This window comes from Bacillus cereus group sp. BfR-BA-01347 (assembly GCF_022663835.1).
GTDB lineage: Bacteria > Bacillota > Bacilli > Bacillales > Bacillaceae_G > Bacillus_A > Bacillus_A thuringiensis_K.
Genome location: NZ_JAKUGG010000001.1, coordinates 162,009 through 185,543 on the forward strand (window position 1 = coordinate 162,009; position 23,535 = coordinate 185,543).

Genomic DNA, 23,535 nt, shown 5'->3' on the forward strand with positions numbered 1-23,535 from the left:
GTACGTGTTTTGTTAATAAATACTTTTCAAAGTATAAAAAGTGCGTTATAATCCATCTATAAAATAAATAGTTAGCTACACTCATATAATCGCGGGGATATGGCCTGCAAGTTTCTACCGAAGTACCGTAAATACTTTGACTATGAGTGAGGACGAATATATTTGCTTGTTTAGCATTCTTTTTTGCGAAACTCCAAAAGCGCGTCTCTCACTTGTAACGAGTGGTGGCGGCTTTTGGAGTTTTTTTATTGCATAAGAGGGGGAACAAACATGAAAGTATTACAAGAAAAGATTTTGAACGAAGGAAAGGTTTTATCTGGTGACGTATTAAAGGTAGATGCTTTTTTAAACCATCAAATTGACCCAGTACTTATGCAAGAAATCGGAAAAGAATTTGCTAAACGTTTTAAAGAAGAGAACATTACAAAGATCGTGACGATTGAATCTTCAGGCATTGCACCAGCTGTTATGGCTGCATTAGAGCTTGGTGTAAAAGTAATTTTTGCAAGAAAACGTAAATCGTTAACGTTACAAGATAATATGTACGTTGCAAACGTATATTCATTTACGAAACAAGAAACGAATGAAATTTCATTATCTCGAAATCATATTGATGAAAGTGATCGCGTTTTAATTATCGATGACTTTTTAGCAAACGGTCAGGCTGCTTTAGGGTTAATGAGTTTAGTAGAGCAAGCAGGAGCCAGTATTGCAGGAATTGGGATTGTTATTGAAAAAGCATTTCAAGATGGAGGAAAGAAGCTTCGTGAACAAGGAGTTCGTGTTGAATCACTAGCAGAAATTGCATCATTTGATAACGGCACAGTTACATTTGTACAGCAAGAAACTGCGGAGGTGAAATAAACGATGAAGCAGCATCCATTTAAAATTGCATCGCTTGGTATGCAGCATATGCTTGCAATGTATGCTGGAGCAATTATCGTTCCGCTTATTGTGGGCGGCGGACTTGGTTTAAATCAAAAAGAGTTAACATATTTAGTCTCAATTGATTTATTAATGTGCGGCGTTGCGACAATTTTACAAGCATTATCAAATCGCTTTTTTGGTATAGGACTTCCCGTTGTACTTGGTTGTACATTTACAGCGGTTGGACCGATGATTGCGATTGGAAAACAATACGGTGTGTCTTCAATTTATGGAGCAATTATTGCTGCTGGGTTATTTGTTGTTATTTTTGCGAAATTATTTGGAAAACTTGTAAAACTGTTTCCACCTGTTGTAACAGGATCTGTAGTTACAGTAATTGGAGTTACACTTGTTCCAGCTGCTATTAATGATATGGCTGGTGGAGTAGGAAGCAAAGATTTCGGAAGTCTTGAAAACTTAGCGTTAGCATTTGGAGTGTTATTATTTATCATCGTTATGTATCGTTTCTTTGATGGATTTATCCGTTCCATTTCTATTCTATTAGGTTTGTTGTTCGGTACTATCGTTGCAGCGTTTATGGGGAAAGTAAGTTTGCAAGCGGTTGGAGAGGCTGATTGGTTCCACGGTATTCAACCATTTTACTTTGGTACACCAACCTTTGAATTAACACCAATTATTACGATGATTCTTGTTGCTTGTGTAGGGATTGTAGAAGCAACGGGTGTATACTTTGCATTATCTGATATTTGCAATAAAAAAATCGGTGAAAAAGAATTAACAAAAGGCTATCGTGCAGAAGGATTAGCGATGGTGTTAGGTGGCATTTTCAACGCATTCCCATATACAACATACTCTCAAAACGTAGGACTTGTTCAATTAACTGGAGTAAGAAATCGCGTTATTATTTACACGTGTGGTGGTATGTTAATCGTTCTTGGTTTCATTCCTAAAATCGCAGCTATTACAACAATTATTCCGAAATCAGTACTGGGTGGTGCGATGTTAGCGATGTTCGGTATGGTTATGGCATATGGTATTAAAATGTTAAGTAGCGTTGATTTTGGTAAACAAGAAAACTTATTAATCGTTGCATGTTCTGTTGGAATTGGGCTTGGCGTAACAGTCGTTCCTACATTATTTTCACAACTTCCAGAAAGCATTCGTATTTTAACAGATAACGGAATTGTACTTGGAAGTGCGTCAGCAGTACTTTTAAATATCGTATTTAATATGGTGCCGCAGCGCAAAGTGAAAGTAGAAGAAGAGCCAGTATCTATGCAAAATGCAGTAAGAGAAGCGTAAAAAAGCAAGGTCTCGTTATGAGACCTTGCTTTTCTTTTTAAGTGGCATCATTTTCCCGTAAGTACCAAGACGCCAAATGTACTCAAGTGGCCCGTATTGGTAATGTGAAAGCCACCAGCGGCTAATAAAGATTTGTAACGTGTAGAAACTAATGCAGAATATTGGTCCAACCCATAATGGAGAAGGATAATCATTTTTAAATAATAGCCCGAATACAAGCAATATAACAATTGTATGCGAGATGTAATTTGTTAATGCCATTCGTCCAACGTATTGGAATGGACGTAATACTGTTTGCCATTTTTCTTTTTGTAATAAACGCATTAACGTGACAATGTAGAAGATGAACAATGTCTTTCCGCTAAACATTGTAAAGACCTGCATATAAATTGGTTCATAAAATGGTTTTGATAAGAAGTAACGGACCATGAAGAACCACATTGGTAATGTTAAAATGAACATAATAATTTGCCATTTTTTAAGCTTTGGATCTAACTCTTTCGCGCGGCGGAAAATATCCTTTTTGCCGGCGTATAAACCAAGTAAAAACAGCCCAACTGTTTCTGGGAGCATGAATACGTTGAGTCCAATTCCATCAGCATAAAATGCATGGAAACGATTTTGGATTTGTGACACCCAGTCTTCAAGTGGCATGATAGGTAAGGAGAATCCTAATTCTGCCTTTGGAACGAATGCAATCATAATACCTACGATTAGCATGAAAAACTGAAAAATACTCAATAAAACGATAGCCCATATTAAAATAGTACGAGGTTCTCTCTTATAAAATAAAAATAAGAAAAATCCAGCAATCGCATAAGTATGTAAAATGTCTCCGTCCCATAAAAGAACGTAATGTAAGAAACCGAATAATAATAAAATAAGTAAGCGGCGAACAAATAAAATTTTCGGATGATCTGTTTTCGCTTCAGCACCACTCATAAAAATATAAAAACCTAATCCGAATAAAAACGAAAAAATTGTATAAAATTTCGTTTGAATAAACATATCGTAAAATAGGCGAATGTAGCTGTCTATCCCTTCGTAAATTCCTGAAAGATCACGTGAGTCAACCCCGGCGATAACAGGCCAATTCACAAGAAAAATACCTAGTACAGCTATTCCTCTAATAATATCAATGGAGTGTATCCTCTCGCCTTGTGTGAGATTTTGTGTCATTTTTTTCCTCCTTGTTAAGTAATTCCCTTTTATTATACAAAATGTAAGATGGAGGGGATAGGGGATATTTCCATTTTTTTAAACTGTTAAGTTATGTAGGATGAGATATAATAAGATTGCACAACAAGTTTTAACCTTCTTCAAAACAGGCGGTAAAGCTCCTTCTTATAAGGAGCTTTCTTTATGAAAAGTGTTGATAATGATTCTCTTTAATGATACACTGTATTCAAAAGTGATAATCATTATCAAAAAAAGGTTGGTGCGTAAGTATGGTATATGCATTAGTAGCAGGTACAGTCGCTGTATATGCAGTTATTGCGAAGTATGTTTTAAATGGAGTAGGAACAGCAAAATGAGTGATATGACATAAAATCCCTTTCATTTGTAAAAAGAATGAAAGGGATTTTTTATTTTTAATGAGAATATGCTGAAAATTTAGTATGATAGTAAAGTGAAACTGTAATCATTGGGTAGGTGTAACTCTCACTGGTTATGAGCTCGCAAATAGCGGGGAAAAGTATATACATCTTGGATAAAGGGGAACAAGGGGATGACAAACATAGTACAGACAAACGGTATGAAAAAACTTGTTTGTTTTTATGAAGAGTGGCAAAAACACGGCGATGCAGAGAATAGTTTAAAGTTGTTTGAGGTAATTCAAAAATATAAACAAGAACAGCTTATGATAGCGTTCTGCGGTCACTTCTCTGCAGGGAAATCAACGATGATGAATCATCTATATAAAGCGCAGTTGTTACCGACAAGTCCAATTCCGACAAGCGCTAACGTTGTCAAAATTGAAAAAGGAATGGATCGTGTTGTTGTAACGGTTAAATCTGGAGAGCAGTACGAATATGACGGTGCATATTCAGCAGAAGAATTAAAACAAATTTGTAAAGACGGCGATGAAGTAATTGGTGTTCATATTTATCGAAACGACGTGCCAATTCCTGAAGGGGTTATGTTAGTTGATACACCAGGGATCGATTCAACAGATGATGCCCATCAATTAGCGACAGAATCGACACTTCATCTGGCAGATGTCATTTTTTATATGATGGATTATAATCACGTCCAATCGGAAGTGAATTTACAATTTGTTAAAGAATTGAAACAACGTAATAAAACGGTTTATCTCGTTGTAAATCAAATAGATAAACATAAAGAAAATGAATTATCGTTTGAGAATTATAAAGATAGTGTAAAACAATCATTCTCTAACTGGGATATTGAAGTAGATGGTGTTTATTATACGTCATTACGAATGATGAACCATCCACATAATGAAATTAGAAGCTTAGAAGCGTTAATTACTTCTATTATGAAGGAAAAAGAGCAGTGTGTAAGGACTGGAATGGAGCGAGAAACAGAATATTTAATGGGGGAACATTTCTCGTTTATTGTTTCTGAAAATGAAAAAGCTCTTTTGAAATATGAGGAAGAGTTAGCATCACCACTTTCTATTTCAGAGGTAGTTGAAAAGAAGGAAGAGCTAACGGAAGCGAAAAATCGTGAGGCAAGTAAAGAATCTCATGTGAGAAACGAATTTATAAAAGGTTTACAAGCTATATTAGATAATGCTTATTTAATGCCATTTGAAATGAGAGAATTGGCAAATGCATATTTAGAAACGAAATTAACAAAATTTAAGGTCGGTTTGCTATTTTCGAAAGGAAAGACGGAGCAAGAAAAACAAAGACGTGTAGAGGCGTTTTATTCTGCCCTTCAAAAAACTGTTGAAACGCAACTTGATTTTCATGTGAAGGAATTTATTGTAGCCTTCTTAAAAGAAGAAGGATTGTTCACGGAGGAAATTGGGAAAGACATATATGGGTTAGAAATTGCTTTCGGACCAGAAATGTTGGCCGAAGTAATTAAACAAGGTGCAGGTTTCACAGGTGATTACTTACTTCTTTATACAGCGGATGTAGCGAATGAACTGAAGAAACGTTATTTTATAAAAGCACAGCAAATTTTTGATAAAAGTGCGGTCGTTTTGAAGCAAAAGGTGAGGGAAGCAGTTGCTCGTATTGAAGAAGAGATTGAAACATATACGATGTTGCAAACGGCGAAAGAAACACAATTACAATACAGTAACAATTTGGAGGCATATGAAGACTATTTACGAAATGTTTGGCACGATCATGTTGCTACGCCTGAAGGGTTGCAAATAGATGAGATATTGCAAAGGGAGACACAAATTGTTAGTGAGAAATTTACACTACAAGAACAGGAAATCGTAAACGATAACGTAGCGGTTCATGAGGAAGAGCTAAAAGGAACGGCAGCTTTAAATATTCAACGTATATTAGAGAAAGTGAAAAAAGCCGAAACGATATTAGAGCCATTACCAGCGTTGAAACATGTACAGCAAGAGGTAATAGAGAAAAGAAGACGTGTGGAAACAAAACAATTTACAGTAGCGTTATTCGGGGCATTTAGTGCTGGGAAATCATCATTTGCCAATGCCTTACTCGGTGACAAAGTACTTCCTGTATCACCAAACCCGACGACGGCAACGATTAATCAAATTTTGCCGGTTACAGAGGAAAAACCACATGGAACAGTAATTGTTCAGTTTAAATCAAAGCAAGCGTTATTAGAAGATATGAAAGCTGTTTATAAGCTGTTTCATTATGAGATTGCTACGTTAGATGAAGCGTTAGCACAAATTGATAAAGTTATGAAATATCCTTCACCAACTGGGAAGCAAAAAACAACATTTAGCTTTTTACGAGCGGTACAAAAAGGGTATGATGCAGTTTCTACTTATTTAGGAGAACAAGTACAAGTTACATTAGAAGAGTTCTCTGATTATGTAGCGAATGAAGAGAAATCATGCTTCGTTGAGTATATGGAACTTTATTATGATTGTGCTTTAACAAGGCAGGGAGTAGCGCTTGTAGACACACCTGGAGCGGATTCTATTAATGCTCGCCATACGGATGTTGCATTTCAGTATATTAAAAACGCAGATGCTATTTTATTTGTTACATATTATAACCATGTATTCTCTCGTGCTGACCGTGAATTTTTAATTCAACTTGGTCGTGTAAAGGATACTTTTGCCCTTGATAAAATGTTCTTCTTAATTAATGCGGCGGATTTAGCAGAGTCTGAAGAAGAACTTGAAATGGTAAAAGGTTATATCGCAGATCAGCTACTGCAATACGGTATTAGAAATCCGCGTTTATTTGCAATTTCAAGTTTATGTGCGCTTGAAGAGAAACAAGGAAAGAATGTTGAAAAAGAGAAGTATGGTATTTTACAAAACTCTGGGATTACTAAGTTTGAGGAATCATTTACGTCCTTTATGATGAGAGATTTAATGCTTGTTTCTGTGCATGCTCTATACGGTGCTTTGCAAGGGGCAGATCAGCTTTTAGTAAACATGATAAAGGGTGCAAAGCAGGGGAATGAAGAGAAAGAGAAGCAAACGAAAAAATATGAAGCAGAGCGTGATCAACTACTTCATATCATTTCATCATATAGTGTACTTGCTGAAGAACAGGCGATGCAAAATGAAGTGAAAGAGTTGCTTTATTACGTGCAACAGCGCCTATTCCTACGCTATAACGATGTGTTTACTGAATTTATTAATCCGGCTTCACTTCGAACGGATGGAAATGTGAAAACACAATTGCAACAGTGTGTTATGGAATTAGTAGCATTTATTCAGCATGATTTATTGCAAGAAATGCGTGCGACATCATTACGCCTTGAAAAATGGATAGACGAAGCGATGAAGCGTGCAAAGGACGAAATTGTAGTGAACTGTAAAGTGGAAAATGAATCAATTTCTATGAATGGAACAGTGGAGTATGAATATAAAGATATTACACATAAAGAACCGTTCCCTTCAGTTAAAATAAAAGATTTCAAAAAAGCACTGGCACATTTTAAAAATGAGAAAAGCTTTTTTGAAAAGAATGACAAAGCTTTTATGCAAGAAGACGCTAAATCTGTATTAGAACCGCTCGTATCAAACTATGTAGCTGATGAAAAAGATTTATTTGTTCATCATTATAAGCAAGAGTGGGATATGAAGTGGAACTTATTCCAAAAAGTGATGCAGCAAGATGTGATGAACTATTATGAAAGTATATTGTTTGCATTGGCTGAAACGATCGATGTATCTCTATATGAGCAAAGTAAAGAACAATTGCAAAAGCAGTTAGTAGAGATTGAAAAAGAAATTTATGTTATATAGTCGTTATGAGAAAAAGATTCGTTCAATTTTCTTTTGCAGTACAGTATCTAAAGATTTTACAAATCCAGCAAATTCATCGGTAGAAATCATATGAGTAAGAACGAGTCGTCTGCCATCTGGTGTTTCACCGCATAAGACGAATGAAGAAAATTCATATGTTTTGTTTTCAACTACTAATTTTGGATAGGAATACGTGTCGCTTTTCTTCTTCTTTCCATCAATAGAGATGACGTTGCATTTTTTCTCATTGTTGTCCATGGTGAATCCCTCCTTTCTATTACTTATGGTAGACAAGGAGGGTTTAGAACAATAGAGAAGGGGGAATTTTTTATGTCTGTTGTAATAGAACGTATTCCAAAAGAGGCTATACCGAAGTCTTTATTGCTACTTGCTGATCCAAGTGAACGGCAAATAGCTACATATGTACAAAGAGGATTAACATATGTAGCTAAGCAGGGGGGGAGCGTTATCGGTGTATATGTTCTTTTGGAAACAAGGCCAAAGACGATGGAAATCATGAATATTGCGGTTGCAGAGCATTTACAAGGAAAAGGGATTGGGAAGAAGCTATTAAGGCATGCTGTAGAAACTGCTAAAGGATATGGTATGTCAAAACTTGAAGTTGGTACAGGCAATTCTAGTGTTTCACAACTTGCTTTATATCAAAAATGTGGATTTCGTATTTTTTCTATTGATTTTGATTACTTTTCGAAGCATTATGAAGAAGAGATTATTGAAAATGGGATTGTATGTCGTGATATGATCCGGCTTGCAATGGAATTGAATAAAAACGTATAACTATTTAGGGGGAAGAGAAGATGGAAGTACATAAAGCAATTACAGCACATTCTCGTAAACAAAATGAAAGTGTAAAAGCATGTTTACAATTAGATGCACAGCGTGAAGCAGCTATTGAAGCTGCTGTATCTCTTGCGTCAAATGGGAAAGAATTTTCGGTTGATGTCATTAATGTTGTAACGAAGCAAATTAATGATCTTGCAAAAAATGGTGTTACACTAGAGCGTAAATATGTTACAGAAGAAATGGTTATGGAGTATGTAAGTCGTTTGAAAGAGAAAGAAGGTCGTTAAAGATGATAGTTACAGTCGAATGGTTACGTGAGCATATAGAAGATGAGAATGTCCGTATAATCGATTGTCGTTTTGATTTAGCGAATCCTAATTGGGGTAGAGAAGAGTATGAAGAAGGACATATTCCTCATGCGTTATATTTTGATTTGAATTTAGATTTATCAAGTCCTATAGCAGAACATGGTGGCCGCCATCCTTTACCAAATATTGAGGAGTTTGCAGACAAGCTTTCGGAGGCTGGTATTGATGAACATACGACAGTAATTGCGTATGATAGTCAAGCCGGTGCAAATGCTGCTCGTTTATGGTGGTTATGTAACTATGTAGGACATGAGAAAGTATATATATTAGATGGTGGTTTCCCGGCTTGGAAAGAGAATGGACTACCGACAACAACGGAAATTCCTGTTGTTATACGAAGAACATTCAAAACAAACATACAAGATCATATGCTTGTATCGATGGAAACAGTAAGAGAGAATATCCAGGCAGGTGCAGATGTTACATTAATTGATTCAAGAGAGCCAAAACGTTATGCTGGTGTAGAGGAACTTGTCGATCATAAAGCAGGTCATATTCCGACAGCAGCAAACTATTTTTGGAAAGATGGAATGTTGCAATCAGGACAATTTAAGAATGAAGCTGAGCAACAAGAACGATTCCAAAATCTGTCGAAAGATAAGGAAACCATTGTATATTGTGGTTCTGGTGTTACGGCATGTCCAAATATCATTGCGTTAAAATTGGCTGGATTCCAAAATGTTAAATTGTATGTAGGTAGCTGGAGTGATTGGATTTCTTATCCAGAAAATCAAATTGCAAAAGAAGAAGATTAATCACTTGCATGCAAAAATAATTTGTATTAAAATAAGGTCACAAGCAAGAGATTGCTCGAAAAAATTTGTATTTTACACATTAGAAACAATGTGATAATATAACGACAAGTAAATAATACATCCTGCGGTGTGCGTAACTTATTTATGTCTAAAACCGATGTTAGTTATACGGAAGCTCAATATTTAGCGACCATCATCAAGCCTTCCTTGTGGAGGAAGATGTACGGTAACTGTGAGGGCATCCACCTGCGAGTAGCGGGTTTTTGGACATTTACGAGGAGCGGCACGTGCGGGGGTCTTATTTCAACTAACCTTATATAAAATTCCTACGGTGTACGTAGCTTATGCATGTCTTAAACCAATAAGTTTAATATGGAAGTTCAATATTTAAATGTAGCTAACATGCCATCTTTTTAAGAAGGAAGTTACAAACATTTGTGAGAGCATCCACCTGTGAGAGCAGGTTTATGGACATCTAGAGAGAACGGCATATGTGGGGCTATATAAAAACCTTACGTTTTATACGTAAGGTTTTTTTGTTGTATAGATATATCAATATTATCTTGATTCACCTGTGAAGTTTCCGTAATAAATGTAGCACTTTCTGTCTTCATCAATCTCTCTAGAATCCAAGGAGAATTCCATAGACATGCCGTCTCGTTGAATATATATAATATCTGAATGAAGAGATGGTAAAATTTCTTCATATTTCCATACATCTTGACTATCTACTATGTTTGAACTCGTTTCACTTAGTTCTCTAATTTCAAATCCGATGTGGGAGTATGTAGGGTCTGAAGGGTCATTTGCGAAAACTTCTTTTTGAATATAAATAACTGCTGTTCCGTCTGGATCAACCGAAGTTGCAGTAACAACATAAGTATTTTTCTCTTTAATAAAATATTCACAAGTCATGCGTGCGATAATTTCAGAATTAGAAATATTGGCGTAGTTCCATAAAGCAGGATACCCTTTCGTTTCATCATTAAGTCGATATTCTAAGCGCATTTTATCCCTCTTCTTCCTTTTTCTTCTACTTTATCATGCTATCCTATATAATAGGAATAGAAATTAAAAAGGGGAGTGCGAAAGTGACAAAAACGAAATGGCTAGTAGGTGGTGTCGTAACGTCTTTAATGACTGGCACTTTATTTGGTTGCGCACAAGATCTTCCCCCAAAACCGAATGATAATAGTTGTTCTGATTGGGATTGGGATGATGAACTTGGGGTATGGCAGTGTGATGATAGTAGTTCAGGTTATCGTGGGCATTATTTCTATGGTGGGCGATACTATCAAAATAAATCCTCTTTTAAAAATTCATCGGCGTTTAAATCGTATCAATCGTCTGCTGAATTTAAAGGTGGAATTGGAAGCGGTTCAAAGGGAGGATTTGGGGGCTAAAATATGTCGCAATACATAAGGGATCGAAAAGAGTTTTATTTGAAATATCCAAATTTTTGGTCGGATTTATATGAATGTGAGTATAGTTTGTTTCATGTTTTTTCTATAACAAATCAGACTTTGGAACAATTACGATTGGCGACTGAACGAATGGGAAAAATATTTTTTAAGACTGCTAGACTTTTGCGTAATTTAAGTGACGAACAGCTTCTTGAGCTTGGTTTTCCTCCTGTGAGCTTATCTTTCATTAGAATGAAAGGGCTTTATCCTGAATCTGTAATTTCGCGATTTGATTTTGCTGTAACAGAGGATAACCAAATCAAAATGCTTGAGTTTAATAGTGATACACCAACTTTTATTGTGGAATGTTTTCAAATGAATGGGAAAGTATGTGAAAATCTAGGTTATGATGATCCAAACTCGGATCAAGAACGATTACTATCTTCTGGTGTTACGAAAGCTGTAATGGAAGCGACAAAGGGATTAGACAATCCAAATGTTGTTTTTACAGCACATCATGAACATATTGAGGATTGGAATACGACTATGTATTTGAGTCAGTTATGCCATGTTGAAAATAAAGTAGTGCCAATGTCAGAACTTAGAATTACAAAAGATGCTCTAATCGATAAAGATGGGGCGAAGATTGACGTTTTATATCGCCAAACATATCCGATAGAAGATTTAATTGAGGATCAAGATTCTGAAACAGGAGATTTGGTAGGTGTGGAACTGCTGCAACTTGTAAAAGCCGGAAAGCTTTTTATAATAAATCCTTTGTCAGCATTTTTACTTCAGCCAAAATCAATTCAGTGTCTTATTTGGGGGTTAGCAGAAGAAGAGGCCTTTTATACAAACGAGGAACAACAGTGGATTAAAGAATATATGTTACCTACATATTTAGAACCAGATTTATTTTTAGGAAAAGGTTCTTTCGTTCAAAAACCTTCATTTGGTAGAGAAGGAGATACAATTACGATTCGCGATAAGGATGAAAATATTATGCTTCAAAATGCACATCAAACATATAAAACGTCACTGCCAATATTTCAAAAGTATACAGAACTTCCAGTCGTATTCTTGGAAACAGAAAAAGGGATGGAGAAACTGTCGTATGTGTTTGGTTCTTTTTTAATTGCTGGAAAAGCGAGTAGTATCGGTATTCGCGCGGGAGAAAAGATTACAGGAAATGAATCGTACTATTTACCGGTAGGTATAAAAAGGAGGAGGAAAAATGATTAATTTTTTATTATATTTAGCAGTAACACTCGGACTTTTATGTATTGGTCTGTTCTTGATGGAAGTGACAACGAAAGTTAAGGAATTTAAGTTAATGGCTCAAGGGAATAAGGCGGTAAGCTATGTGCTTGGAGGACGATTACTTGGGTTAGCTATTGTTTTATATTCGACAGCAGCTAATTCAATTTCACTTCTTGATATGATTTCGTGGGGGGCAATTGGGATTTTGGCTCAAATTATTGTCTTTTATTTAGCTGAGTGGCTTACACCACGCTTTAATATAAACAAAAGTCTCGAAGAAGATAATCAAGCAGTCGGTCTTTTTCTTATGTTTTTATCGCTTTCAATTGGGATTGTAATTGCTGGTTGTATAACTTATTAAAAACTTTACGTTTAAACGTAAAGTTTTTTATTTTATCCCGCTATTTACAGGACAGCCCGATTGGTGAGGGCTAATAAACAGTGGGGATAAACACCCCCCCACTGATTAAAGTTTCACTTTATATATGTTAGTTTGCCATACCTTTTGAAAAAATTGTAGGCTACGGTTGACATCTATTTTAAATAAGAGTAACATTTTCAATGTAATGAAAATAAGTCTCTGTTAGGTGAGGCTCCTGTATAGAGAAATGCTACTGCCCAAAAATGTCGAGAGACGCCAATGGGTCAACAGGAATGATCGAATTAAGGTTTTTCTTAACGTAGCTGGTAATGTACCTATGCTATACAGTGCTAAAACTCGGTGAGGGAGAGGTCCGTAGATTTCTAATCATATTAGAAATCGTTTATTTGTGTATGTAATGGCCGCTACTCTCTTAAGGGTAGGGGTCTTTTTTGTTACCAAGCTATGAGTAATTTCATAGTATAAACTATAAAATTAAACGAGGAGGTGAGGAGCATGTCAAATTCTGACTCGGTTCCGTTACCCATATACTTCAAATCAAAAATATATGATGTAGGCAGGAAACGATTTGTTCCTCCCTCTATATTTATCACGATGTAGCGTTTATAAAGCGCGAGACACTTTCACAGTAAAGTGGATAAATTGAGAAACAAAGCGTTTCTTCCTATGTTGTAAAGGAGGAGACGATAATATGTTATATGCAAACAAAACTGTGGGTAACATGTCATATAAACTAAGTAAAAAATCAATAAAAGAACAAACAATGCTCCAAAAAAATAAAGATTTATTAATTGAAATTGCAACAAGAGATGTCAAATCTGTATTTGCATATTTTAAAACAACAAGAGACGGACTATCAATGAAAGAGGCACAAAAACGTATTCAAGTATATGGCCGAAATGAACTAACTTCCAAAAGAGCACTTCTTACAGAAGTCATGATGAAGCTTGGTGGCATGATTCCAGGTTTTTCAAAACAACGTGTGTGTGATGAATTACAACGTGAAACGATTACTGTATCTAGAGTAGAATGTTCTAGTAGTACAGGGCTAAATAGTGAACTGAAAATGATGGAGATACCAGTGCGAGAACTTGTACCTGGAGATATGATTTTTCTTTCGGCTGGAGATGCTGTGCCAGCTGATGTACGTATTATTTATGCAGATGACTTATTAGTGAATGAGTCTGTGTTAACGGGAAACGAAGCGAATATAGAGAAGTTTGAGAGCTGCTATCACCTTGAACGTAAACGATTTATTCCATTAAAACGGATGAAAGATTATAATCCACTTGAGCTTGAAAATGTATGTTTTAAAGGTTCGTATATCGTTAGTGGAAATGCAAAAGCTGTCGTTGTTTCTACTGGGAAAAATACGTATTCAGGCATATTGCATACTTGTTGTAGTAGAACGTCTTAATGTGTTAATGATGCTAAATATACAAAAACAATGTATAATAGACAAAGTTGAGCAAAAACGTAGAATGGTAATCTATTTATATAACCTTACGTGATAACGTAAGGTTATTATTTTTTTAATAGGAGAGGAATTATGAAAAAAGTATTATTAGTTGATGGTATGGCACTATTATTTCGTGCTTTTTACGCAACAAGTGTCTACGGACAATTTATGAAAAGACAAGATGGAACCCCTACGAACGGGATTCATGGTTATATGAAACACTTATTAACAGCTACGCAAGCGATCGAACCAACACATATCGTTACATGCTGGGATATGGGAAGTACGACATTTAGAACAGAATCGTTCTCGAATTATAAAGCAAATCGTGCAGCGCCACCAGAAGAATTAATTCCTCAATTCGATTTAGTGCAAGAAATGACTGCGAAATTATCCATTCCAGTTATCGGTATGAAAGGCTACGAAGCGGATGATTGTATCGGTACGCTTGCAAAACAATACTGCAATGAAGCTGAAGTTTATATTTTAACAGGTGATACAGATTTACTTCAACTTGTTGATAAGAACGTTACAGTTATGCTTCTGCGTAAAGGAATTGGAAATTACGAATATTACACACCGGAGAAAATCATGGAAGAAAAAGGTGTAGAGCCGTGGCAAATCGTCCATGCAAAAGCTTTCATGGGAGATACAAGTGATAATTATCCAGGTGTAAAAGGTATCGGTGAAAAAACAGCGTATAAGCTTATTCAAGAGCACGGAACAGTATCCGCTGTACTAGAAAATGTAGAATCATTAACAAAAGCGCAGCGTACGAAGATTGAAAGTGATTTAGAGAACTTAAATATTTCGTTACAATTAGCCCAAATTCACTGTGAAGTTCCAATTTCATGTTCACTAGAAGAAGGATTACACACAATGGATGCAGAAAAAATTAGATTTGTTTGTGAAGAAATGAATTGGGGAAGACCTGAAATATTAATAAATATGCTATAAATAGCTTGGAAAGAAGGATGTTGCATAAGTCGAACTTTGACTTGGTAACACCTTCTTTTTGTTTTTGTAAACAGTATTATAGTAAATAAAATTATGTCGAACTCAATTTTAAATATATAAATGTTTCGACAAAATATAATGAAGTAAATTAATTGCAATATAGTTTTAGATAGTCTCTTTTTGCGTGTTCACAAAGTTGTCAGAAAATAAATAGAATTTTCATATGAAGTTCAAATAGAATTCACAACAATCAATTATTATAAGAACACACAGATAATTCTTTATCTTTTATATAAACCATCCCCCAAGGAGGACAATGAAAATGAGAAAAAAAGTGAGAAAATCTTTTAAACAATTATTAATTGAAAATAAACAATCACTATTAAATAATAAAGAAAATATGAAAGAAATTGAAGAGAGAATTGAGAAACGACATGTAGCATATAGTGGTGCCAGTAATTAAATAAAATAAAAAAGATAGCCTATGTAGGCTATCTTTTTTATTTTATATTGAAAAAACGCTATTCAGCTCTTTAATTTTGTAAATATGCAAGATATTTTTATAGTGTTTTTCTATCAATATTACTCATTTTTCGAGGTTGAAATTGGTATATACCAATTTTTAGGATTCGCTATTCATAATATTACAAAAAATGTTACAATACACTCAAATTTATACTATAAAATCATTTTAATATGAAAAATTGGAATGAAAAGAAAGGAGAGGAATATGAATAAAGATGTCGCTTTGAAATGATTATTATCATTTCATTAGGAGTTGATGTAAAAAGATGAAGAGATACGAGGAATTGGATTCTATAAGAGGGATTTCTTCATTAATAGTAATGATCGGTCATCATTTAATGATTTTTTTAGCATTTCAAAATTACAGTTATGGAGATAATAAACCATTTGTTGTGTACCTATTAAAAGAAACGCCTGCTCGTCTTATTTTTAGTAGTGGTAACGAATCTGTTATTATCTTTTTTGTTTTGAGCGGATTTGTTTTGTACGAATCTATTCAAAAAAACTATAGTAGTTATGGGGCATACCTTTTAAAACGTATATGCAGAATATATATTCCCTATATTGTAGCACTAATTATAGCTATTATATGCCAGGCTACAATTAGTGAATATGGTATTTCTTATTTAAGTGAATGGTTTAATCGCTCATGGACGATTGAAAGCTCTTCAAGCTTAATAGCGCAACATATTTTATTGGTTGGGAAATACAATACAGATGCATATAACGGTGTGATTTGGTCACTTGTCCATGAAATGCGAATATCAATAATTTTTCCGTTAATTTTGATGATTTGTTTACGAAAAACGTTGAGGTGTTCATTACTATTATTGTTTAGTTTAAGTATATGTTCTGTTGTAATATTATTTTTGTTTCGTTCGGGCTTAACATTGACAAGCTATGCATTAACAGTGCATTACACGGTGCTGTTTTTACTAGGAGCACTAGTTGCGAAGTATAAAAACAATTTAATAGTTTTTTATAGTAATTGTACTAAAAACACGAAAATTGCATGGTTTTTATTTGCGATTTTACTTTTTATGTATGAAGGACTTATTGGAGAAATTAAAGTGCTCAATAATTTTATATTTCGAGACTACGTAGTGGCGATAAGTGCAAGTCTATTTGTCATATTAAGTTTGTCAATATCAACTTTGTCGTCCTTGCTACGTAATAAATACTTGTTATATTTGGGGAAGATTTCTTACAGTCTTTATTTATACCATATTATATCGTTGTTCTCCCTTATATACATGCTCCATGAAATATTACCATTGCCTATTATTTTAATTTTTTCACTTGTTTTTTCGTTTATACTTGCAATACTTTCGTATGTATATGTAGAAAAGTTTGCATTCAGAGTCGGAAACTATGTAACAAAACAAGTGGACAGAAAGAAGAGAGAGTTATCTGTAAAGAGTGACTTGCAGGATGTTATTCAGAAAAGGGCGGTGAAATAATTGAAGCAAGAAATGAGTATAAAAGATTTTCAACAATTATTGAAAAGAAGATTCGTAACGATTATTTTAACGATGTGTTGTTTAACCGCTTCTTTAGTTCTTATCTCAATGTATGTTCTAAAGCCGTCATATCAATATTCAACGCAAATTCTTGTTGGGAATTTAGATGAGTTTAATAAGGAAAATTCAACAAATAAAACACAAGAAAATAAGCAACTAGTAACATCGTATGTTGATATTTTAAAAAGCCCATTAATTATTTCAACAGTCAAAAAAACTTTGAAATTAGAGCAATCAAGTCATGAATTAGCACAAAAAATCTCGGTTGTGAATACGGATAACTCACAAATTGTAACTGTTACAGTAAAAAATTCCAATCCGAAAGTCGTGAAAGACATTGTAAAGACATTGGCAGAGCAATCACAACAAAGTTTTCAACAGTACACAAATGTACAAGGTGTGAAAGTGTTGACGGATCCTGAGTTACAGGAACAGGCTGAAAAATTGTTTCCAAAATTTCAACTAATCATTCCTATTTCTTTAATTGTTAGTTTTTTTGTTGGGGTAGGTTTAGCTGTATTTCGAGATTATTTTGATGAACGTATATACACGGAACAAGATTTAGAGAAAATAACAACAGTCTCTGTTATTGGTCACATAAATATGAAACCGAATAGAAAAAAGAAACCTACAGAGGTTGATAAACAATCATCTATATATCGAGGTGAACATGTTGATGTTTAGGACAAAGAAACAGCTGCCATTCGATCTGCATGATGATCTGATGAAAGAACAGTTTTATACGGTGTATCACGAGCTAAAAAAATCTGGAAAACAACTGTTCACAGTTAGTTCAACGAAGGACAGAGGGGTTGTTGCCTCGCTTATAGTAAATATGGGTCTAGTGTTTGCGGAAATGAAGAAAAAGGTGTTACTTATTGATGTGAATTTTTCTGATCCTAAATTACATGTATTATTACAAAGTGATCACATGATAACAGTAAACGATATAATAAGCTCTTCCCCCTGCAATTATGAATCTTTTTCTAGTAATTTGTCTAAATACTTATATTGTATTCCTGCAAAAAAAACAGTACACACAGGGACCCCCTTAGTTGCTATGGATGAATTTGATAATGCGATTGCTAAGTGGAAAGAAGATTTTGATTACATTTTCTTTTATTCTTCTGAAGTATTTGATCTTCCTGCTACGCACATTATTGCAGGGAAATGCGATGGAGTGGTCTTAGCAGTTAAAAAGCGAAAAGATTCACTACGTACAGTGCAAAAAGTAATAGCGGATATAAAGAGGAAAGAATGTGAATTAATAGGTATAATTTTATATTCTTGAATGTGGGGGTAACGATCCATGATTCGTGAAACAAATCAAGCCAAGTTGTATACGATTCCGGCTCAAGAAAAGCCTAGTATATTGAATCGAAGTGTAAAACGCTTGTTTGATATTATATTTTCAATCATATTGTTACTATTAACAATACCAATTATGTTGTTCTTTTGTATTATGATTACTTTAGAAACATCAGGTGCTCCATTTTACTTTCAAGAACGTTTAGGTATAAACGGGAAGAAGTTTAATGTATTTAAATTAAGGTCGATGGTAAAGGATGCTGAAATGAACGGACCACAATGGGCAAAAGAACATGATCAAAGAATTACAAAAGTTGGATTGTTTATAAGAAAAACGAGAATTGATGAATTACCGCAACTTTTAAATATTTTAAGAGGAGATATGTCTTTTGTAGGCCCTAGACCAGAGAGAGAGTTTTTTTATAATGAGTTTGATGCGTATATTCCAGAGTTTAAGGAACGTTTAATAGTAAAACCAGGATTAACAGGATGGGCACAAATAAATGGAGGGTATAATCTTGATCCAAAGGAAAAGTTGAGGCTGGATATGGAGTATATTGAAATGAAAACATTTCGGATGGACATCCGTATTTTATGTAAAACCGTTTTAATTGTATTGAATGGTAATGGTGCAAGATAAATATATATGTAAACAAACAACATATGTAAGTAGGTTACTTGCAAAGGAGAACTGGTATGGGTAGATCTATTCTAAACAATATTATCCATCTATTTTATAGTACGATTTTAGCTAACCTTCTTCAGGCCGTCAGTTTAATTGTTTTAGCAAACTTTTTTAACACACAACATTATGGGATGTTTAGTGTTGCCATAGCAGTGACGTTTGTTATGTTATTTTTTACAGACTTAGGACTTAGTAATACGTTTCTTCGAGAAGGGGCAAAGGATGGAGCAGATTTAGAGCAGATTTTATCATCGTATATAAAAATAAGGATGATTCTACTTATTTTTATTTCTATCATCGGTTATATTGCTATTCATTATATGTATGCGGATAAAAATTTAATTTATATGATGATAAACGTAATGTTTTTCATGTTAATAGGATTAACTTGGCAAAACATAGGGGTTGCCTATTTTCAACTGACGGAACGAATGAAGTATATAGCGCTCATAAAAGTTGTATCAGCATCAGTTGTCATTATAATTACATGTTTTTGTATTTTCGGAGAGTTACCGGTGTATGTAACAGCTCGCTTATATGCTTTTGGGTATATGATCGGTGGTGTATTCAGTATATATATCATGAGAAGAAAGACGAAAATGAATATGAAAGTCGTAATTCATAAAGCGTTATTTTGGCAATTAACTCCCTTTATTATTAGCGGTTTTTTAATAATGAGTACGCCACAATTAGCGCCTATCTTGCTTAACTATACATTGCCATTAAGTATGGTAGGTGTTTTTGCAGTGGCGTACCGGATGCCGGCAGCTTTATATCAAGTACCAGGGGTAATTGCAGGTGCATTTTTCCCAGTGCTCTTTAAGCATTATAACCAGAATAATTTAGAAGCGCATACGAAATTAAATTTGCTTCAAATTAAATCAATGGCGATTGTAGGAATATGTATGACGATTGGTTTATATCATTTAGCACCATACTTTATTTCTATATTTTTTCATGAAGAATGGAGCAATGCAGTAGAACCACTCCAAATATTATCATTTCTTATTGTGCTACAAAGTTTAAATATTGCCATTGCTGACGGTTTAACGACGAGTGGATGCCAAAATAAGAGAACTGTTGTGCAGTGTGTAGCATTGGTGATAGGTGGGGTTATGCTTTATAGCTTTAGTAGTCTTGGTGGAGTGATAGGAGCGGCATACGCTATGGTTTTATTTGAAATTGTCGCTTTAGTGGGATATATAGCGGTAAGTGTAGTGAAGAAAAAAATTGTATTCCAAATTGTAATGCCGTATACAATTTATTTTGGTGTAACCTTTATTGGAGTGCAATATATATTGCATACATATCATTTAATTGCGCTTGTTCTTAATATACTAATTGTAGTAGCTGCCATATTCTTATATGATTATGAGCTAAAAAAACTTCTTCTTTCTTTTATAAGAAAAATACGCAAAAAGGATTATATTACGAAACAGGGGATATAGCTTATGGAAAATAGTATGAAAGTATCGATGGGATGGATTATTCTTCTAATATTATTTGTTATGTTAAGTAAATACAATTTATATATTGGATTTTCATTGAAAATATATATGATTTTTTTAGTCATATATTTTTGTTTAACAATTAAAAACTTTCATATTCAAAAGTTATATTTTCATGAAGTTATATTTTTACTGTTTTATTTCATTTATTGTTTAAGTGGAATTCTTTCTATGTATTTAAATGCTAGTATTCGTATGATTTTTGGCGTGCTACTCGTTTTAGGATGCTATTTTATAATGAGGAATTTATTGGGGAATACTGAAATAGTGGTACTTGAATCATCTATTGCTTATGTAGGAGTAGTATTTAATATTGTAAGTCTAATACTCTATATAATCGGTTTACAATACTTTAGTTTATACGGTGGAGAAGAGAGAGAAATTTTTGCTGGTTTATTAGTTGATAGAGGATATCCACGGTTAATTGGATTGCTAGATGATCCTAACATTTTTATTTTCTATAATACAATATTTTTTATGTACTATATGACTAATTTACAAAATATCACTAACATCCTAGGGTTAATTTTATGTGTTACGACGAGTCTATTAACCTTTTCAAGGGGTGGTATATTAGCGCTTGTGCTTGTCGTTTTTGTATATATATGTATGTCTAGTTTCGCTAAAAAAATAAAAATAATTATGAGTTTAGTATTGTTTAGTGTAGTTATTTTTAGTTTATCGAATAGTGTAATGGGTGGGCAATTAGATGACATATTAAATAAACGAATCTCTGATTTTTCCCATGATAATGGAAGTGGTAGATTTACATTATGGGAAGCTGCTTTTAAATATTATTTATCCAATCCATATATCGGAATCGGTGCTTTTAACTTTTCGAATTATTATGAGTATCAATTTAATGAAAAATTGTATGTACACAATACATTTTTAGAAATTTTGTCTGAATCGGGTACAATTGGTTTTCTTCTATATAGCGCGTTTTTATTCATATTAATATTCAAGCTAGCGCAGCATACTTTGTTTCGTGAAAAACCATACCTTCTATTGACTATGATTGCATTTTTATTTCAGATGATGTCATTGTCACTCATTATTAACGAAGCGTTCTTTTTATTTTTAGCAGTTGTTGTGAAGTATATTTCAATATATGAAGGAAGGGGAAAGATAGATGGTAAAATGTCTATCAGCACATAACGAGCCGCCTTATGTTTCTGTAATAACACCTTCTTATAATAGTATACGATTTATAGGTGAGACAATTTTATCTGTACAGAATCAATCGTATGAAAACTGGGAAATGATTATCGTTGATGACGGTTCAACCGACCAATCTGCGGAAAAAATTAAAGAGATAATAGAAGGAGACTCACGAATTAGATTATTATCATTAAAAGAAAATGTTGGTGCTGCTAAAGCTCGGAATTTAGCGATCCAAGAGGCAAGAGGAAGGTATATTGCCTTTTTAGATAGTGATGATATATGGTTGCCGCATAAATTGAAGACACAATTGTTATTTATGGAAGAAATGAATATTGCTTTTTCATATGCGTCGTATAGTTTAATTGATGAAAATGGTAATGAACTAAATTGCGAAGTGAGTGTACCAAAATCTGTTGACTATCATTATTTAGTAGGAAATACAATTATCGGGTGTTTAACAGTGATGATTGATCGTGAAAAAATTCCGTATGTAGAAATGCCTAGTATACAGCCGGAAGATACAGCGTTATGGCTGAACTTATTACATAAAGGGTATGAAGCAAAAGGGATACAGCAAGTGTTAGCAAAATATAGAATTGTTACAAATTCTGTTTCTAGAAATAAAATTAGAGCAGCTTTCCGGTATTGGAAATTGTTAAGGGAACAAGAAAGACTGAATTCGGTACAAATTTTTTACTATTTCAGCAAGTATGCTTATCATGCTTATAAAAAAAATAAAATCAATGTAGTTGGGAAGACGCAATTATGAATATACTGTTGATGACAGATAAATTGATAACTGGCGGAGCCGAGAGCTATTTCTGTAAATTGGAAAGTAATTTGCGTTATGAGGATTTTAAGATTTATACAGCTGCAGGTGATGGAGAACTATATGAATCTCTTACTAGAAAAGAAAATTTCATCTTACTTAGTCGATGGAATCATTTGAGGAATATTTATTATTTACGAAACGAAATTTGTAAACGAAAGATAGAACTTATTCATGCAAATAGTTTGCGAATGGTATTATATGCTTTGCTACTTCAAAAGTTTATTAAAAAAAAGATGAAAATTGTTTATACGAAACATAATGTAACGATATTAGAAAAGAAAATGCCAACGCTTTTTCGTTATTTCATGAATAAATATGTAAACAATATTATTACAGTAAGTGAGTTTGAAAAGAATAATTTAATTTCAATTCATGTAGCAGAAGAAAAAATAAATACAATTTATAACGGTGTCGATATTGAAAAGTTTTTATTCCAGCAGAAAAAGAAAGAATCTACATATAAAATAGGGATATTAGCTAGATTATCCAAAGAGAAAAACCATCTACTATTTGTCAAAATTGCAAATGTGTTGAAAAAGAGAAATGATTTTATGTTTTATATTGCTGGTGATGGACCAGAGAAAGAACCGATTATGAAAGAAATAGAAAAATATGGATTGCAACAGAGTGTAAAGATGCTAGGAAATATTTCTGAGCCGCATGAGTTTATAGGGAATATGGATGCCTTACTTTTATTATCTTTTCGTGAAGTGTTTCCAATGGTAGTAATTGAAGCAATGGCTACAGGGACACCAATAGTTTCAATAGATGTTGGTGGAATACATGAAGCAGTAATAGATGGAGAATCAGGTGTTTTGATATCTGAATATTGCGAATATGAATTCGCAAGTGCGCTTGAGGAACTACAAGGGAATGAAGAAAAGGTAATTGCTATTAGACTAAAAGCACGAGAGAAAGCAATGATGTATTTCTCGTTAACTAAAATGATAGAGGAAACGAAAAATATATATGAATTAAACAAATGACCGGGTAGGTCGTTTGTTTTTTTTATTATAGAAACTTTTA

General features: G+C 33.9%; 23 protein-coding genes, 2 other RNA genes and 2 riboswitches. Of the genes, 22 read left to right on the plus strand and 3 right to left on the minus strand.

Annotated features, from left to right (window positions below):
- The first annotated feature begins 61 nt into the window (after positions 1-61).
- A riboswitch (purine riboswitch) is annotated at positions 62-163 on the plus strand.
- A gap of 107 nt (positions 164-270) precedes the next feature.
- Positions 271-864, plus strand: a complete 594-nt coding sequence (locus MR143_RS00880; protein ID WP_000866486.1) for a xanthine phosphoribosyltransferase — start codon at positions 271-273, stop codon at positions 862-864.
- A gap of 3 nt (positions 865-867) precedes the next feature.
- Positions 868-2,190 (plus strand): xanthine permease PbuX, encoded by a 1,323-nt coding sequence (pbuX, locus tag MR143_RS00885; protein ID WP_000809234.1) that lies wholly within the window; start codon positions 868-870, stop codon positions 2,188-2,190.
- Between the two features lie 15 nt (positions 2,191-2,205).
- Here the strand turns inward: pbuX and MR143_RS00890 are convergent, their stop codons facing one another.
- Complete coding sequence (locus MR143_RS00890) at positions 2,206-3,369, minus strand: DUF418 domain-containing protein (RefSeq protein WP_000193185.1); 1,164 nt, start codon at positions 3,367-3,369, stop codon at positions 2,206-2,208.
- Positions 3,370-3,919: 550 nt separating this feature from the next.
- Between MR143_RS00890 and MR143_RS00895 the strand changes: the two genes are divergently transcribed.
- On the plus strand, positions 3,920-7,579 hold the full coding sequence (locus MR143_RS00895; RefSeq protein WP_242280591.1) for a dynamin family protein: 3,660 nt from the start codon (positions 3,920-3,922) through the stop codon (positions 7,577-7,579).
- A 3-nt stretch (positions 7,580-7,582) separates the two neighbouring features.
- Here MR143_RS00895 and MR143_RS00900 read toward each other — a convergent pair whose 3' ends face one another.
- On the minus strand, positions 7,583-7,837 hold the full coding sequence (locus tag MR143_RS00900; protein ID WP_000369740.1) for a DUF3931 domain-containing protein: 255 nt from the start codon (positions 7,835-7,837) through the stop codon (positions 7,583-7,585).
- A gap of 72 nt (positions 7,838-7,909) precedes the next feature.
- Between MR143_RS00900 and MR143_RS00905 the strand changes: the two genes are divergently transcribed.
- The 5 genes from MR143_RS00905 to ssrS (MR143_RS00925) all read left to right on the plus strand — a co-directional run bounded on the left by MR143_RS00905 (position 7,910) and on the right by ssrS (MR143_RS00925) (position 10,010).
- A complete protein-coding gene (locus MR143_RS00905; protein ID WP_000117689.1) occupies positions 7,910-8,377 on the plus strand; it encodes a GNAT family N-acetyltransferase in 468 nt (155 codons plus the stop codon).
- Positions 8,378-8,397: 20 nt separating this feature from the next.
- Positions 8,398-8,670, plus strand: coding sequence for a YpbS family protein (locus MR143_RS00910; protein ID WP_000451815.1), 273 nt, complete (start codon positions 8,398-8,400; stop codon positions 8,668-8,670).
- A gap of 2 nt (positions 8,671-8,672) precedes the next feature.
- Entirely contained in the window at positions 8,673-9,506 is an 834-nt protein-coding gene (locus MR143_RS00915; RefSeq protein ID WP_000637536.1) for a sulfurtransferase, read from the plus strand.
- A 116-nt stretch (positions 9,507-9,622) separates the two neighbouring features.
- A non-coding RNA gene (gene ssrS / locus MR143_RS00920) (6S RNA) lies at positions 9,623-9,805 on the plus strand.
- A 21-nt stretch (positions 9,806-9,826) separates the two neighbouring features.
- A non-coding RNA gene (ssrS, locus tag MR143_RS00925) (6S RNA) lies at positions 9,827-10,010 on the plus strand.
- A gap of 54 nt (positions 10,011-10,064) precedes the next feature.
- Here ssrS (MR143_RS00925) and MR143_RS00930 read toward each other — a convergent pair.
- Positions 10,065-10,514: a hypothetical protein gene (locus tag MR143_RS00930; protein WP_001235518.1), complete on the minus strand. Its 450-nt coding sequence runs from the start codon at positions 10,512-10,514 to the stop codon at positions 10,065-10,067.
- A gap of 83 nt (positions 10,515-10,597) precedes the next feature.
- Between MR143_RS00930 and MR143_RS00935 the strand changes: the two genes are divergently transcribed.
- The 14 genes from MR143_RS00935 to MR143_RS01000 all read left to right on the plus strand — a co-directional run bounded on the left by MR143_RS00935 (position 10,598) and on the right by MR143_RS01000 (position 23,495).
- The gene (locus MR143_RS00935; RefSeq protein WP_000169028.1) at positions 10,598-10,909 is read left to right on the plus strand and encodes a hypothetical protein; all 312 of its coding nucleotides are present in this window, start codon (positions 10,598-10,600) and stop codon (positions 10,907-10,909) included.
- 3 nt (positions 10,910-10,912) lie between these two features.
- Positions 10,913-12,151 carry a glutathionylspermidine synthase family protein gene (locus MR143_RS00940; RefSeq protein ID WP_000084946.1) on the plus strand — a complete coding sequence of 413 codons (1,239 nt, stop codon included), beginning with the start codon at positions 10,913-10,915 and terminating at the stop codon, positions 12,149-12,151.
- Complete coding sequence (locus MR143_RS00945; protein ID WP_000606856.1) at positions 12,144-12,530, plus strand: DUF350 domain-containing protein; 387 nt, start codon at positions 12,144-12,146, stop codon at positions 12,528-12,530. Before MR143_RS00940 ends, MR143_RS00945 begins: the two co-directional genes overlap by 8 nt.
- Before the next feature lie 211 nt (positions 12,531-12,741).
- Positions 12,742-12,907, plus strand: a riboswitch (M-box (ykoK) riboswitch).
- A gap of 335 nt (positions 12,908-13,242) precedes the next feature.
- The gene (locus MR143_RS00950) at positions 13,243-13,968 is read left to right on the plus strand and encodes a P-type ATPase actuator domain-containing protein (RefSeq protein WP_199717559.1); all 726 of its coding nucleotides are present in this window, start codon (positions 13,243-13,245) and stop codon (positions 13,966-13,968) included.
- A gap of 132 nt (positions 13,969-14,100) precedes the next feature.
- Positions 14,101-14,967, plus strand: coding sequence for a 5'-3' exonuclease (locus MR143_RS00955; RefSeq protein ID WP_000757070.1), 867 nt, complete (start codon positions 14,101-14,103; stop codon positions 14,965-14,967).
- Between the two features lie 322 nt (positions 14,968-15,289).
- On the plus strand, positions 15,290-15,430 hold the full coding sequence (locus MR143_RS00960; protein ID WP_001228048.1) for an FbpB family small basic protein: 141 nt from the start codon (positions 15,290-15,292) through the stop codon (positions 15,428-15,430).
- A 328-nt stretch (positions 15,431-15,758) separates the two neighbouring features.
- Positions 15,759-16,952, plus strand: coding sequence for an acyltransferase family protein (locus MR143_RS00965; protein ID WP_000833038.1), 1,194 nt, complete (start codon positions 15,759-15,761; stop codon positions 16,950-16,952).
- Complete coding sequence (locus MR143_RS00970) at positions 16,953-17,696, plus strand: YveK family protein (RefSeq protein WP_000807052.1); 744 nt, start codon at positions 16,953-16,955, stop codon at positions 17,694-17,696.
- Complete coding sequence (locus MR143_RS00975; RefSeq protein ID WP_002163913.1) at positions 17,683-18,303, plus strand: CpsD/CapB family tyrosine-protein kinase; 621 nt, start codon at positions 17,683-17,685, stop codon at positions 18,301-18,303. The genes MR143_RS00970 and MR143_RS00975 overlap by 14 nt, the downstream gene beginning before the upstream one ends.
- Positions 18,304-18,321: 18 nt before the next feature.
- The gene (locus tag MR143_RS00980; RefSeq protein WP_000617641.1) at positions 18,322-18,960 is read left to right on the plus strand and encodes a sugar transferase; all 639 of its coding nucleotides are present in this window, start codon (positions 18,322-18,324) and stop codon (positions 18,958-18,960) included.
- A gap of 56 nt (positions 18,961-19,016) precedes the next feature.
- Entirely contained in the window at positions 19,017-20,453 is a 1,437-nt protein-coding gene (locus MR143_RS00985; RefSeq protein WP_000533737.1) for an oligosaccharide flippase family protein, read from the plus strand.
- Positions 20,454-20,456: 3 nt separating this feature from the next.
- Complete coding sequence (locus tag MR143_RS00990) at positions 20,457-21,671, plus strand: O-antigen ligase family protein (RefSeq protein WP_000431763.1); 1,215 nt, start codon at positions 20,457-20,459, stop codon at positions 21,669-21,671.
- Positions 21,646-22,446 carry a glycosyltransferase family 2 protein gene (locus tag MR143_RS00995; protein ID WP_000237678.1) on the plus strand — a complete coding sequence of 267 codons (801 nt, stop codon included), beginning with the start codon at positions 21,646-21,648 and terminating at the stop codon, positions 22,444-22,446. The genes MR143_RS00990 and MR143_RS00995 overlap by 26 nt, the downstream gene beginning before the upstream one ends.
- On the plus strand, positions 22,443-23,495 hold the full coding sequence (locus MR143_RS01000; protein WP_001023712.1) for a glycosyltransferase family 4 protein: 1,053 nt from the start codon (positions 22,443-22,445) through the stop codon (positions 23,493-23,495). Before MR143_RS00995 ends, MR143_RS01000 begins: the two co-directional genes overlap by 4 nt.
- Positions 23,496-23,535: the final 40 nt, after the last annotated feature.

Excerpts from the sequence above, each read along its gene's own strand:
- MR143_RS00880 (WP_000866486.1), top strand. The coding sequence starts at position 271 with ATGAAAGTATTACAAGAAAAGATTTTGAACGAAGGAAAGGTTTTATCT.
- pbuX (WP_000809234.1), top strand. The coding sequence starts at position 868 with ATGAAGCAGCATCCATTTAAAATTGCATCGCTTGGTATGCAGCATATG.
- MR143_RS00890 (WP_000193185.1), bottom strand. The coding sequence starts at position 3,369 with ATGACACAAAATCTCACACAAGGCGAGAGGATACACTCCATTGATATT.
- MR143_RS00895 (WP_242280591.1), top strand. The coding sequence starts at position 3,920 with ATGACAAACATAGTACAGACAAACGGTATGAAAAAACTTGTTTGTTTT.
- MR143_RS00900 (WP_000369740.1), bottom strand. The coding sequence starts at position 7,837 with ATGGACAACAATGAGAAAAAATGCAACGTCATCTCTATTGATGGAAAG.
- MR143_RS00905 (WP_000117689.1), top strand. The coding sequence starts at position 7,910 with ATGTCTGTTGTAATAGAACGTATTCCAAAAGAGGCTATACCGAAGTCT.
- MR143_RS00910 (WP_000451815.1), top strand. The coding sequence starts at position 8,398 with ATGGAAGTACATAAAGCAATTACAGCACATTCTCGTAAACAAAATGAA.
- MR143_RS00915 (WP_000637536.1), top strand. The coding sequence starts at position 8,673 with ATGATAGTTACAGTCGAATGGTTACGTGAGCATATAGAAGATGAGAAT.
- MR143_RS00930 (WP_001235518.1), bottom strand. The coding sequence starts at position 10,514 with ATGCGCTTAGAATATCGACTTAATGATGAAACGAAAGGGTATCCTGCT.
- MR143_RS00940 (WP_000084946.1), top strand. The coding sequence starts at position 10,913 with ATGTCGCAATACATAAGGGATCGAAAAGAGTTTTATTTGAAATATCCA.
- MR143_RS00945 (WP_000606856.1), top strand. The coding sequence starts at position 12,144 with ATGATTAATTTTTTATTATATTTAGCAGTAACACTCGGACTTTTATGT.
- MR143_RS00950 (WP_199717559.1), top strand. The coding sequence starts at position 13,243 with ATGTTATATGCAAACAAAACTGTGGGTAACATGTCATATAAACTAAGT.
- MR143_RS00955 (WP_000757070.1), top strand. The coding sequence starts at position 14,101 with ATGAAAAAAGTATTATTAGTTGATGGTATGGCACTATTATTTCGTGCT.
- MR143_RS00960 (WP_001228048.1), top strand. The coding sequence starts at position 15,290 with ATGAGAAAAAAAGTGAGAAAATCTTTTAAACAATTATTAATTGAAAAT.
- MR143_RS00965 (WP_000833038.1), top strand. The coding sequence starts at position 15,759 with ATGAAGAGATACGAGGAATTGGATTCTATAAGAGGGATTTCTTCATTA.
- MR143_RS00975 (WP_002163913.1), top strand. The coding sequence starts at position 17,683 with ATGTTGATGTTTAGGACAAAGAAACAGCTGCCATTCGATCTGCATGAT.
- MR143_RS00980 (WP_000617641.1), top strand. The coding sequence starts at position 18,322 with ATGATTCGTGAAACAAATCAAGCCAAGTTGTATACGATTCCGGCTCAA.
- MR143_RS00985 (WP_000533737.1), top strand. The coding sequence starts at position 19,017 with ATGGGTAGATCTATTCTAAACAATATTATCCATCTATTTTATAGTACG.
- MR143_RS00990 (WP_000431763.1), top strand. The coding sequence starts at position 20,457 with ATGGAAAATAGTATGAAAGTATCGATGGGATGGATTATTCTTCTAATA.
- MR143_RS00995 (WP_000237678.1), top strand. The coding sequence starts at position 21,646 with ATGGTAAAATGTCTATCAGCACATAACGAGCCGCCTTATGTTTCTGTA.
- MR143_RS01000 (WP_001023712.1), top strand. The coding sequence starts at position 22,443 with ATGAATATACTGTTGATGACAGATAAATTGATAACTGGCGGAGCCGAG.